Annotated in this window: 13 protein-coding genes; 8 read left to right on the top strand and 5 right to left on the bottom strand. The window is 69.5% G+C overall.

The genetic code is table 11. The features are described from left to right. Nucleotides 1–183 precede the first annotated feature (183 nt). From AAW51_RS17500 to AAW51_RS17515, 4 genes are read left to right on the top strand one after another with little or no spacing between them, the layout of a single operon-like run. The gene (locus AAW51_RS17500) at nt 184–1,674 is read left to right on the top strand and encodes a DUF4331 domain-containing protein (RefSeq protein ID WP_047195626.1); all 1,491 of its coding nucleotides are present in this window, start codon (nt 184–186) and stop codon (nt 1,672–1,674) included. 7 nt (nt 1,675–1,681) lie between these two features. Next, nucleotides 1,682–1,999, top strand: coding sequence for a hypothetical protein (locus tag AAW51_RS30895; RefSeq protein WP_047195627.1), 318 nt, complete (start codon nt 1,682–1,684; stop codon nt 1,997–1,999). 19 nt (nt 2,000–2,018) lie between these two features. Continuing rightward, nucleotides 2,019–3,227, top strand: a complete 1,209-nt coding sequence (locus AAW51_RS17510; RefSeq protein WP_047195628.1) for a hypothetical protein — start codon at nt 2,019–2,021, stop codon at nt 3,225–3,227. After that, complete coding sequence (locus AAW51_RS17515; RefSeq protein WP_047195629.1) at nt 3,224–4,360, top strand: HupE/UreJ family protein; 1,137 nt, start codon at nt 3,224–3,226, stop codon at nt 4,358–4,360. Before AAW51_RS17510 ends, AAW51_RS17515 begins: the two co-directional genes overlap by 4 nt. An 11-nt stretch (nt 4,361–4,371) precedes the next feature. On the opposite strand, the gene AAW51_RS17520 is transcribed toward AAW51_RS17515, so the two are convergent. The 4 genes from AAW51_RS17520 to AAW51_RS17535 form a co-directional block, all read right to left on the bottom strand. Continuing rightward, nucleotides 4,372–4,878: a DoxX family protein gene (locus AAW51_RS17520; protein WP_083438384.1), complete on the bottom strand. Its 507-nt coding sequence runs from the start codon at nt 4,876–4,878 to the stop codon at nt 4,372–4,374. After that, a complete protein-coding gene (locus tag AAW51_RS17525) occupies nt 4,875–5,708 on the bottom strand; it encodes an HvfC/BufC N-terminal domain-containing protein (protein ID WP_047195630.1) in 834 nt (277 codons plus the stop codon). Before AAW51_RS17525 ends, AAW51_RS17520 begins: the two co-directional genes overlap by 4 nt. Next, nucleotides 5,705–6,595, bottom strand: a complete 891-nt coding sequence (gene bufB, locus AAW51_RS17530; protein WP_047195631.1) for an MNIO family bufferin maturase — start codon at nt 6,593–6,595, stop codon at nt 5,705–5,707. Before bufB ends, AAW51_RS17525 begins: the two co-directional genes overlap by 4 nt. A 63-nt stretch (nt 6,596–6,658) precedes the next feature. Next, nucleotides 6,659–6,946, bottom strand: coding sequence for a BufA1 family periplasmic bufferin-type metallophore (locus tag AAW51_RS17535; protein WP_047195632.1), 288 nt, complete (start codon nt 6,944–6,946; stop codon nt 6,659–6,661). A gap of 234 nt (nt 6,947–7,180) precedes the next feature. Between AAW51_RS17535 and AAW51_RS17540 the strand changes: the two genes are divergently transcribed. Both AAW51_RS17540 and AAW51_RS17545 read left to right on the top strand, forming a co-directional pair. After that, on the top strand, nt 7,181–7,750 hold the full coding sequence (locus tag AAW51_RS17540) for a sigma-70 family RNA polymerase sigma factor (protein ID WP_047197972.1): 570 nt from the start codon (nt 7,181–7,183) through the stop codon (nt 7,748–7,750). 39 nt (nt 7,751–7,789) lie between these two features. Beyond that, nucleotides 7,790–8,431, top strand: coding sequence for an NrsF family protein (locus AAW51_RS17545; protein ID WP_053013681.1), 642 nt, complete (start codon nt 7,790–7,792; stop codon nt 8,429–8,431). A 90-nt stretch (nt 8,432–8,521) separates the two neighbouring features. Here AAW51_RS17545 and AAW51_RS17550 read toward each other — a convergent pair whose 3' ends face one another. Next, a complete protein-coding gene (locus AAW51_RS17550; RefSeq protein ID WP_047195633.1) occupies nt 8,522–9,319 on the bottom strand; it encodes an SPFH domain-containing protein in 798 nt (265 codons plus the stop codon). Nucleotides 9,320–9,537: 218 nt separating this feature from the next. Here AAW51_RS17550 and AAW51_RS17555 point away from each other — a divergent pair, with 218 nt between their 5' ends. Together AAW51_RS17555 and AAW51_RS28305 are read left to right on the top strand one after the other, a co-directional pair. Continuing rightward, nucleotides 9,538–10,326 carry a hypothetical protein gene (locus AAW51_RS17555; RefSeq protein WP_047195634.1) on the top strand — a complete coding sequence of 263 codons (789 nt, stop codon included), beginning with the start codon at nt 9,538–9,540 and terminating at the stop codon, nt 10,324–10,326. Beyond that, nucleotides 10,257–12,104: a site-2 protease family protein gene (locus tag AAW51_RS28305; RefSeq protein WP_053013682.1), complete on the top strand. Its 1,848-nt coding sequence runs from the start codon at nt 10,257–10,259 to the stop codon at nt 12,102–12,104. Before AAW51_RS17555 ends, AAW51_RS28305 begins: the two co-directional genes overlap by 70 nt. Nucleotides 12,105–12,124: the final 20 nt, after the last annotated feature.

A 12,124-nucleotide genomic window follows, 5' to 3' on the forward strand; every position in this document is an offset into this window, starting at 1 on the left:
GGAACTCATGGCAAGCATGTTAGCGCCGGCGTCTCCCACGCCACGCGCCCGCGCACCACCCGCCATCGCCGCCCCACGCCAGCGCCCATATTTATTTTGTGCAGCGCCGCCCGAGGCTGCATCCGCCGGCCGCATCCCTTCGTACCAGGAAGGACCTTCCACCGCAAACGCAAGGAGATGCACATGCCCTCGACTTCAGTTCACGCGCTCAGCGCTGCCGCCTGCGCGGCCGCGGTCCTCTTCAGCCCCACCGCCGGGGCCTCCAGCCACCGCGAGGCGCCTTTCATCACCACCGCACCCAAGGTGGACGCGACCGACTTCTACATGTTCCGCAGCTACGAGCCGGGCCGGCAGGACTACGTGACGCTGGTGGCCAACTACCTGCCGCTGCAGGACGGCTATGGCGGTCCCAACTACTTCGCACTCGACCCCAATGCGCTGTATGAGATCCACATCGACCGGGACGGCGACGCGCGGGAAGACCTCACCTTTCAGTTCCGCTTCAAGAACACGCTCAAGTCACTCGCGCTCGACATCGCGGGCAAACAGGTCGCGATCCCGTTGATCCAGTCGGGCGGCGTCTCTGGCATCAACCCCGCCACGCTGAACGTGCGCGAGACCTATACCGTCGACATCGTGCGCGGCGACCGCCGCCGTGGCGACCGCGCGTCGCTGACCGGGGCCTCGAGCGGCGTACACGAGTTCGACAAGCCGCTCGACTTCGTCGGCACCAAGACCTTCGGTTCGGTGGCAGCTTATGAAACCTATGTCGCGCAGCACGTGCACGCCGTGAAGCTGCCCGGCTGCGCGTTGCCGGCCCGGGTCTTCGTGGGCCAGCGCAAGGACCCGTTCGTCGTCAACCTCGGCCGCACTTTCGACCTGCTCAACCTCAACCCGCTGGCCGCCAGCGGTGGCACCGACGATCTGGACGACAAGAACGTGACGACCCTGGCGCTGGAAGTGGCAGCGAGCTGCCTCGCATCGCCGCGAGACCCCGTGATCGGCGGCTGGACCAGCGCCAGCCTGCGCCAGGGCCGATTGCTGAAAGCCCCCGCCAGCCCGGGGCACCAGGTGGGCGCCTCGCTCGAAGGCGGCCCGTGGGCACAGGTCTCGCGCCTGGGCATGCCGCTGGTCAACGAGGTGGTGGTCGGCTTGCCCGACAAGGACCGCTTCAACAGCAGCAAACCTCGCGACGACGGCCAGTTCGCGCAGTACGTGACCCACCCGACGCTGCCCGCGCTGATCGAGACGCTGTTCAAGGACGCGGGTGTCAAGGCGCCGACCAAGTTCCCGCGCAACGACCTCATGGTGGCCTTCCTGACCGGGGTCCCGGGTCTCAACCAGCCGGCCAAGGTGACCGCCGCCGAGATGCTGCGACTCAACACCTCGATCGCCGCCAAGCCCCAGGGCTCGCAGCAGCCGCTGGGCGTGCTGGCCGGCGACAACGCCGGCTTCCCCAACGGTCGGCGCCCCGGGGACGACGTGGTGGACGCCGCCTTGCGGGTGTCGATGGGGGTGCTGTGCACGCTGAACAACCCTGCGGTGTTCGGCTGCGCCAGCGCCGACGCGCCCTCGGGTGGCCTGGCCCTGACCGACGGCGGCACACAGACGAGCGACGCCAGGTTCGACGCCCGCTTCCCCTACCTGACCACCCCGCGCCCCGGCGCACAGTGAGGCCGACATGTTGACGATGATGACGATGAAAACGCGGTCGATGCAGCCTTCCCGCCGCACCGCAGCCGCCGGTCTGCTGCTTGCGCTGACCCTGGCGGCCGGCTGCGGCGGCGATCCGCACCGCGGCGACGGCGATGGCGGCAGCAATGGCGGCAGCAATGGCGGTGGCGACAACGGCAGCCTGCCTGACCGCGTTTCGACAGCGGCGGAGTTCCTGGCCTATGTGCAGCAGGTCATCGCCCGGTTCTCGGCTGACACCGAACCGCTCGACGTCGACCGCCTCGGCGCGCCCACCGCGGACCGCGATGAAGCCGCGGACGTCTAGCGGCGCCCGCGCTGTCCGCGTGCGTGCCAAGGCCAAGGCAGCCACGGTCGCCATCGCCCTGCTGGTGGCCGGCGCGGCAGCGGCGTCCGCGGAGCCGGCGCCCGACCAGGTGATCGAAGCTCGGTTGTTGCCGCTTGCGGTCAAGCGCCAGGTCGCCTTGCTCGCGGCAGTGACACGGCAACCCGCCACCAGCGACGCTGCCGGCAGCCCGGCTCCGCCGCCTGCCGCAGCCCGGCGCGCGGTCGCACACGCGCTTGGCTTGCTGCAGCAGGCGCGCGCCGAGGGCGATCCACGCCTGGTCGCCTATGCCCACTCGACGCTGCAGCCCTGGTGGGATCGCAACGACGCGCCGCTCGACATGGTCGTCGCAATCGCCACCGTCGAGCAGGCCCAGCACCAGTTCACAGCGGCCCGCCGCCGCCTCGAACAGGTGCTGCGGCCGGGAGTGACCCATCCGCAGGCCTGGCTCACGCTGTCGACCCTCGCGCTGGTGCAGGGCGATCACGCCGCCGCGGGACGGGCTTGCGAGGGTCTGGCAGCCGCAGTCGCCGAGATCGCCTTGCTCTGCCGCCTGCAGGTCGATACGCTGACCGGTGCCGCGGAGGCCGCCCTTCCTGCTCTGCGCGTCCAGGCCGGTGTTGCCGACCCTCGACGCGCCACCTGGGCCGCCTCGGTGCTCGGTGAAACACTGGCACGTTTGGGACAGTACGACGCGGCCCTGACGGCCTTGCAACAAGCGGCCGCCGGCGGGGAGCTCTACGACCTCCTGGCCCTGGCGGACACGCTGATCGTCGCCGGGCGGCCACAAGCCGCGCTTCAGGCGCTCGTCGCGGCCCCGCCCAGCGATGGCGTTTTGCTGCGGCGCTGGCGCGCTGCACAAGCCGGCGGCGAGCGGCGCGCCGCCGAGGCGTTGCGCCAGCAACTGCAAACGCGCTTAAGCGCGATGCCGGCCGACGAGGCGGCACTACATGCGCGCGAGCAGGCCTTGTTCGTGTTGTGGTCGGGCGGTGATGCCGCCGAGGCCCGACGCTGGGCCGCCCTCAATCTGGGCTTGCAGTCGGAGCCGATCGACCTGCGTATCGCCGCCGAGGCGGCGCACCGGGCGGGTGATCGAGACCTGCTGGCTGAAGTCGAGCGCCGCTGTCGCACGAGCGGCTTGCGCGATCACCGCCTGGCGGCGGCGCTGCAAGGTTTCGGCACCCCGCGATGGAAGGACATCACGCCATGAACAATTCCGCGCCAAGGCGCCTGCACACCGGGCGGGCTTCAGGCCTTGCGGCCTTCCTCGCCGGGGCCGCGGTGGCGGCCTGCTGCGCGTGGGCCCCCCCGGCGGTTGCCCACACGGCCAGCCGCGCCAGCCTGCAGGTGCAGGCGACCGCCGAAGGCAGCCGCGTGCAATGGGAGGTCGCATGGCGCGACCTCGACGCGCTGCTCGACCTCGATGCCGACGGCGACGAACGCCTGACCTGGCGCGAAGCACGGGCTGCCGTGCCGCGCATCGAGGCCCTCGCCGCCGCGTCCTTCGACGCCGCCGCCGCACCGCACTGCCGCATGGCCCTGCGGCTGGTCGACAGCCAGACGCGCGGCGAGTCCGGCATGGCGGTGCTGCGCGCCGAAGTGCCATGCCCGCCGGCCGACCTGCCGCTTGCCGCCTACCAGTTCCTGGCCGGCGTGGATGCCAGCCACCGTCTGTTGGTGGCATGGCCCGGACGCGGCCCTCGCCTGATCGCGGCCGGCGAGTCACCAGCGCCGCCTGCCGCTGCGGTCGAAGGCCTGGCAGCCGCGACCCCTCCCCTGTTCGAATTCGTCGCAGAAGGCGTCCGGCACATCCTGCGCGGCCCCGACCACGTCATCTTCGTGCTGACGCTGGTGCTGCCGCTGGCCCTGGTGACAGGACGCGAAGTGCGTTCACGCGCCGCGCGCCGGCTGCTCTGGGTCGTCAGCAGCTTCACGCTGGCGCACACGTTGACGCTCGCCGCCGCCGCGCTCGACCTGTGGCGGCCACCGGCGCAGTGGGTGGAGCCGGCCATCGCGCTCAGCATCGCGGCCGCTGCCGTGCACAACCTGCTGCGCCGCAACGCCCACATGTCGGCTGCGCTCGCATTCGCGTGCGGCCTGCTGCACGGCTTCGGCTTCGCCGAGTTGCTGGTGCCGCTGGCGCTGCCGACACCGCAACTGGCCGCGGCCTTGGCACTGTTCAACCTGGGGATCGAACTCGGGCAGCTGCTCGTGCTGGCCCCGGCCGTGCTGCTGCTGTCGTGGCTGCAGCGCCGGCCGGCGGCGGCGCGCACGCTGCACACCGCCGCGTGCTGCGGCTTCGCCGCGGTGGGCGTGCTGTGGTTCGCGCAGCGGCTGCCGTGAAGGGCCGTGCCTCAGCGCAGCCGGAGCACGCGGTCCAGGCTCCAGGCGCCGCCGCCGAAGCGCAACAGCACGGCGGCCAGCGTCGCCCACGACAAATGGGTGGGCCAGGCGTCGGGATAGACGAACACCTGGATCACCAGCGTCATGCCGAGCAGGGCCGCCGCCGCGGCACGCGTGCCCAGGCCGAGCACCAGCAGCAGCGGGAACAAATGCTCCGCATAGGCCGCGAGGTGGGCGCCGACCTCGGGCGGCAGCAGCGGCAAACGGTACTCGTCGGTGAACAGCGCGATCGCGTTGTCCGACACCGTCAGCCCGCCCTCCACCTTGGTGCGGCCCGACTGAAAGAAGATGGCGGCGAGCGCCACACGCGAGGACAACGTGAGCAGGTCGAGGTGGAACAAGCGCTCGACAGCCGAGGCGGCGCGGTTGTGCAGGCCGCGCCAGCCGGGGGCTGCAGCGGGGGCCGCAGCAGACGCCGTGGTGCTCACAACGAGCGTCGTGTTCGGATCGATCTTCATGTGGGGATCTCCAGGAGGGTTGTTGAGACGACGGCACCCGCCCGCCGCTCCAAAGCGCAAAAGGCCCCGGCCGCGAGCCAGGCCGACAGCGACGCCGGCAGGTTCCACCCGGGGTCGGCTTCGAGTGCGTCGGCTGCTGCACACGCGAGCGGCGCACCATCGGCGCAGGCGGTCAGGAATGCACAGCCGGCGGCGTCGAGCGGCAGCGACTGCACGGCACCTTCGGGCCGCGTCAACAAAACGCCTTCGCCCTGCCAGTCGAGTTCGTCGCCTGCGCTGTGGTCGGCCTCGAACCGATGGCGCCGCCACAGTGTGTAGGCCGGGACGTCGGCGAACCAGCGCCAGCGCGCCGCAGGGTGCAGCTTCAAGCGGCAGTCGAGCAGCTGCGTGCCAGGACAGGCGGCCAGCGCCGAGGCCTCCAGCACCGGCGCGTCCGCAGCCAGGTGGCAATCGCTCCACAGCACATCGATGCGGGCGACGTCGCCGAGATACGGCATCTCGGCGGTGACCGGCTCGAAGCGGTCGAGGAAGTCGGCGAACCCGCGTCCGTAGCGCAGCAACGATGGCTCGGTGGGTGGCTGCTGTTGCACGTAGAGAGCGGCGGCGGCCCGCAGCCATTCCTCGCCGACCAGGGGCAGCAGTGCCGGGTACGAGGCCTGGACGGCGTCGATGGCGCCGCGCCGCACGGTGTTGCGGTAGACGGCGAACGCGGGTTGCGCCACGAGAGCTGCCACGACGTCAGGCAAGCCGATCGTGGCCGCCACGTCTTCGCGTGCCAGCGCGGCGGCAAATGCATCTTGAAAGGCCGACAGCGAGAGCGTGCTGGTCATTCGGCAACCTCCGTGCGGCGGACGGCGGTGCGAGCGTCTTCGCGTGGCCGCGCGGCGCCTGCTGCCTCCATCACGGCCCGCGCCTGCCGGCATTCGGCACGCAAGACCTCGAAGGCAGGCAACTCGTCGTCGCGCTCGATCAGCGTGGGGCGAGCGCCGATGCGGCGCACCAGTCCTTCGTACAAGGACCACACCACCGGGGCGACCGGCGCGTCATGGCTGTCGATCAGCAAGGCTGCGCCGTGGACCGGGTCGGGCGTGTGGCCCGCCAGGTGGATCTCGGCAATCAGAGATGCGGGCACCGCCGCGAGATATTCGGCGGCGTCGAAGCCCAGGTTGCAGGCGCTGACCCAGACGTTGTTCACGTCCAGCAGCAGCCGGCAACCGGTGCGGCGGGCCAGTGCCGCCAGAAACTCCACCTCACCGAACTCGTGCGCACCTTCTGGGAAGCGCAGATAGTGCGATGGATTTTCGATCGCGATGGGACGGCGCAGGCGGTCCTGCACGATGGCCACGTTGGTCGCCAGCCGGTCGAGCGCGCGGGCGGTGCGCGGCACCGGCAGCAGGTCGGGACGATAGACGCCACCCCAGGCCGACCACGCGAGGTGCTCGGACACCAGCGCCGGCTCGAAGCGCGAGGCCAACTCCGCCAGGCGTGTCAGGTGGGTCGCGTCGGGCGGTGCATCGGCGGCGAGCGACAGGCCGACACCGTGCAGCGACAGTGGGTGGCGCGACCGCAGCCGTTCCAGCCACGCCAGCCGGGGGCCCCCGTCGGCCATGTAGTTCTCAGGATGCACCTCCACCCAGAAGCCCGGGTCGGTGCAGTCCAGGGCATCGTCATAGTGCTGGGGCTTGAGGCCCAAGCCTGCAGTGATGGCAAAGGTCATGGGAGCGCGCTGATACCGGCCGCGCGCCGGGCGGATGACCCGCGCGTGCGGCCGGACGGTGGTTCAGGACTTGATCGGCGACAGCGAGCCCATGCCGGCGGGCGTCTTGATCGACGTGCAGGTGCCCTTCGGCACGTACTTCCAGGCATTGCCCTGGTGATCGACCTTGGAGGTTCCGGCGCAGCTGGTGCCCGGGCCGGCGGCGCAATCGTTCTTGCCGGCTTCAGCCACACCGTAGCAACGCTCCTTGTCGGCCTTAGAGGAGCTGCTCTTCTCTTCAGCAGATGCGGCCACCGAGGCGAAGGCGGTCAAGGCGGCGGCGGCCAGGGCGAGGGAGTGACGACGGTTCATGGTGCTTCCTTTCCTATCGGATACATGTTGTGGTTCCCATCCATCTGTATGAACAGGGACTCGAGGGGCATCGAAACGATGCGGCCGGCAGTGCCTTCGAGGCTTGCGGCACGACCGGCCTGCCTGTAGATACGAATGCCCCGGCGCCCCGGTTACGGCGGCGCGCACAATCACGACAAATTTTTTTTTCGACCCGGCTGTAACCCGGGCCGCGCCGCCAGCGAATACACGGGTATGACGCTCTCCACGCTCGCCATCCGGGAACAGCGCGCCGACCGCCTGCGCCTGCTGCTGATCGCCGCCCTGCAGGGTGACGAGGCGGCTTACCGCAACTTCCTGACGGAGTTGGCCGGCTTCGTGCGCGCCTTCTTGCGCAAGCGCATGCGGGGCCTGCCCGACGACATCGAAGATCTGGTGCAAGAGACCTTGATCGCGGTGCACAACCACCGTCACACCTATGCGCCCGAGCAGCCGGTGACGGCCTGGCTGCATGCGATCGCCCGCTACAAGCTGATCGACCTGTTGCGCCGGCGCTCCCGACTGGACGCCCAGACCGAATCGATCGACGACGTCGACGAACTGCTGCTGGGCCGCGACGACAACGCGCACGAGGCGCAACGCGACCTGGGCGCGCTGCTGGAACACCTGCCCGACAAGCAGCGGCTGCCGATCGTCCACGTCAAGCTGGAAGGCCGTTCGGTGGTGGAGACGGCACGATTGACCGGTTTGTCCGAATCGGCCGTGAAGATCGGCGTGCACCGGGGCCTCAAGGCGCTCACGGCCCTGCTGCGCACGTCCCATTGACGTTTCGTCTACCTCATCCGCATCACGAGGCTTTCGACCATGCACACCACACAATTGATCGACACGCTGGCCCGCGGCCTGGAACCGGTCGACCCGCGCCTGCCGCGCCGCGCGCTGGCGGTCGCACTGGGCCTCGGCTGCGCCGGCGCGGTTGCACTGATGCTGCCGCTGCTGGGCTTGCACCCGGCTTTGCAGGAGGCGCTGGCCGACCCGATGTTCTGGGTTCGATGGGGCTTTACCCTGGCCTTGCTCGCCGCGTCGGTGGCAGCCGCGCGCCGGTTGGGCCGGCCTGGCATGGCGGCTGGCCACATCGCGGGATGGGCGGCCGCGCCGGTGGCACTGCTGTGGCTGTTGGCCGCAGGGGTGTTGTGGCAAGCGCCGGCCGACGAACGCGTGGCCTTGGTGCTCGGCACCACCTGGCGCGTGTGTGCGTTCAATATCGCACTGCTGTCGGTGCCGGCGTTGGTGGCCGGCATGCTGGCGATGCGCACGATGGCACCGACCCGACCGGCGGCTGCCGGCGCCGCGGTCGGGGCGGCGGCGGGCGCCTTGGGGGCGGCGGTGTATGCCTGGCATTGCCCCGAACTGGCCGCGCCTTTCATCGCCGTGTGGTACGTCGCGGGCATCGTGCTGTCCAGCGTCATCGGCGCGCTGGCGGGGCGGGTCGTGCTGCGCTGGTAGCGTCACGAACGGCCGGCGGGCAGCCCCCAACAAAAGGAAAGGGGCGACTCCTTTCGGAGCCGCCCCTGGCGGCAAGCCCGATGGGCGCACTCACTTGGCGTTGACGATGCCCTTGAAGTCGTACGGCACGACGATGGTGTGGACCTTGCCAGCCGCCACGCCTTCGGCGATCTTCAGGTTGGCCATCGCATTCATGTAGCCGATGGCGCTCGCGTTCGCGTTCAAGGCGGCGATGCGCTCGGCTTCTTTCTTTGCCGTTTGCACTTCCACTTCCTTGGTCTTCAGCTCGTTCTGGGCACGCACCAGCTCGTTGGCACTCTGAACGATGACGTCGGCTGGCGTGATGGCACGCACTTGCACTTGCGACACGCTGATCTTGTCGGCCAGCTTTTCCTCACCCAGGGTCTTGAGGATGTTCTCGCGGATCTGCTGCTCGATCTGAGGACGGTTGTCCGACATCTTCAGCGACTCATACCCGCGCGCCACCTTGTACGCCGCATTGCGGGCGCTCAAGGCAACGTAGTTCTGCATCAGCAGGATGTCGCCGCCGTGCTCCGACACGCTGTGGAAGGTGCGGTTCTTGGTCGTCCACAGTTCAGACACGGCCGTCGGGTTGACGCTGTAGACCACCGTCATGTCGAAATCCTTGACGGTGGAGTTGTCGGACGCGAGCGGCGTCATGTTGTCCACGCCCACCGCCACGTCCTGCACCTTGAAGGTCAGGATGCTGCCCACCACCGTCTGGTTGAACGAGCCGGGCAGCCGTTCGGTCGGGTCGGTGGTCTTGTCGAAGTTGATGCGCAAGCCGACCTCCCCGGTTTCGATGCGGGTGCAGGCAGACAGGGAAACAGCCAGAACGGCGCTGAGACAGACGGCGGTCGATTTCATGTGATGGTCCTTGACGACGCCGCGAGTATGGCCGGCCGCCCCATGCTTGGTCCTCATGGCCGCGCACTTTTTCCGCAAGTGTGTCGAATACTGCCCTGTCGACGCCGTGGTACGACGCAACCGGCACACACACATTGCCTCGGTCCCCGGCTGTCACCGACAATTCCCTTGTTTGCTCGACAAAGAAACACAAGAGGTGGTGAGGGATGCACGAGGGGATGTGGCTCGCGCTGGGGGTGGTGGGCGCATGGCTGTGGTTTCACCTGATCGTGGCCATCGTGGTGGCCGTGCAGGTCATGCGTTTGCGGTTGGCGTCGCCGTATCCCGAGGCCGAGGCGGCGTCGCCGCTGCCGGCAATGACGCCGGACCAAGCGGCGACGGTGGCAGAACTGCAGCAACTGGGCTTCGAGGTCGTCCAAGAGGGGCGCCAACGCGTCGGCGTGCATCTCTTCCCTGCCCTGTTCTTTCGCCACCGCACCGAACCGGCGTTCGCCGGCCTCACCTTCGCAGCGTCGCCGGCCTGCGGCTATCCCACCACGTTCTACAGTTTCGATGCCGACGGCCGCCTGCTCGCCACGCTGAACCGCTACGATTGGCTGCGTCCCCTGCTGATGCACGGTCTCGACGTGCACGATCCTTATGCTGATTCGATCGCCGGTCAGTGGGAAGCGCATCGAGGCCGCTTGACGCAGGCGCGACACGTCGAGCCCGCCGAGGCGTGCGACCGGGTGCGGCAGGCGTGGACCCTGGCCTTCGAGCACGACCGGCAGAACGGGCGGCTTGTCGGGCAGGGGAACGTCTTGCATCCGTCGGTCGGCGCCGCCCTACGGGCTGGTTGGCAATGGATTCGCGTGAAGCGCAAGCTGGCGCGGCCCTACCGGTGCGCCGCCACCACGGCAAGCCACGCCGGCGCCTTCCTGGCCATTGCCATGAGCAGATGGAGGCCAACCAACGAGAACGTGCCCCCCAGCACCAACTCAAGGCCACCGTGTTGCTTCTGTCGATGACGGTCTCGCTGGCCCTGTGGGGCCTGGCCTTCGACTGGACCTTCGCGGCCGCCCTCGTCGCCGTGCTGTTGGTGCACGAGCTCGGGCATGCGCTGGCGATGCGGGTTTTAGGGTGGAAGGACATGAGCATGTTCTTCGTACCCTTTGTCGGCGCCGTCGTGACCGGGCGAACCGGCGAGGTGCCGGCGTGGAAACAGACACTCGTGTTGCTCGCAGGCCCGCTGCCCGGCTTGCTCGCTGGCAGCGCAGCCCTCCTCTATCCGCCGGACGGCGCCGCGGCACTGCCCTGGTGGGACGAAGTCGCCTTCCTGGCGGTCACCGTCAACCTCTTCAACCTGCTGCCCATCACGCCGCTCGACGGCGGGCGGCTGGTCGAGATCGCCTTGTTCAGCCGCTGGCCCCGACTCCGCCTCGTGTTCGCCGCCATCAGTGTGGCGGGTCTCGGCGGCTTGGCGTGGTGGCTGGAAAGCATGCCTCTCGGTGCCGTGGCGCTGCTGCTCGCGCTCGCCTTGCCGCACGAGTGGCGGGCAGCCAAGCTGGAGGCGGATGCCGACGGCAGCGCGGACGGAGGACGGTCGTTGGCCCAGCTGTGCGACCAGGTGCAGCAGCGCTTTTCAGGCCTGGGCTTGCCGCGTCAACTGGCCTTGGTGCAATCGGTGCAACTGCGCCGCCGCGTTCGCCCGCCGCGGCGATGGGAGAGCGTCGCGACCTTGCTGATCCTGGCCGCGGCGTACACCGCGACGCTACCGCTGTTGAAACAGGCTTGGCCGCACCACCGCGCTGAGGACCTGGAGGCCGATGCACGGACGCCGGCCCAGGTGGCCTTCGACATCGCCTGGGATGAATACGACATGCTGTCTGACGACAACGCGCCCGCCGACGCAAAGTTGCGGGCCAGGCAAGCAGCGCTGGCGGCGGACGACCTCCGCCACGTCGACATGCAAGTGCTGCAGGCACAAGCCCTGCGTCACCCCGAGCGACGGCTCGCGATCGAAGCACTGCTCGAGGCCGGTCGCGACGGTGAGCGGTGGGAACTGGGGGACGTGCTGCAAGCGGAACTCGACACCTTGGCCCACGCCGCCGGACAGGCGAACGCAAAGGAGCGCGCCGTCGTCCTCGGCGATGCCATCGCGTGGGCCGAACGCGCAGCGCCCACCCGGTTCGCCCCCACCGTTCGGACCCGATTGCTCTGGGCGGAAGCCCTCGACCAGGCGGGTGACACGCCGCGTGCACAGGCCCTGCTTGCCGAGTTGACGCAGCGCACGCTGACAGCCGACGACTGCCAGTGCGAGCTGCGCGAGGTGGTGCGTGCGCGCGCGTGGTTCGCCTTGAGCCACCGACAAGCCGACCAAGCGATCGCGGTGCTGGAGGAGCCGAGGTTCCGGGACAACCTGCAACAGGGCGAAGGCCGGCTCGCGATCGACTATGCGTGGGCCCTGCTGCTCGCGGGCCAGACCGACCGCGGGCTGGCGGTGATGCGCTTGGCGGCTGTCGTCAAAGCCCGACCGGGCCGCCACGACGACGCCGCTCGTCGTGGCGCCGCACCGCCTGAACACGTCAGAAACCCCCTCGATCTTGCCTTCGCGCTGAGCCGGGCTGGCCGCGATGACGAGGCCCGGGCCCTGCTCGGGCAGCACCATGGAAGGTGGCATTGCACGGCTGCTGCGCGCGGCTGGCTGGGATACCCGATTCGCGAGCCGTGGCAGGGTGAACGTTGGCGGCACCTCCAGGAGACGGCGAGCCGGTTATGCCCGACCGGCCACGCCGCGCCGTCGTGAAGTGACGGCGGGACGCGCCC

The organism is Caldimonas brevitalea, from assembly GCF_001017435.1.
In the GTDB taxonomy this organism is placed as follows: domain Bacteria; phylum Pseudomonadota; class Gammaproteobacteria; order Burkholderiales; family Burkholderiaceae_C; genus Caldimonas; species Caldimonas brevitalea.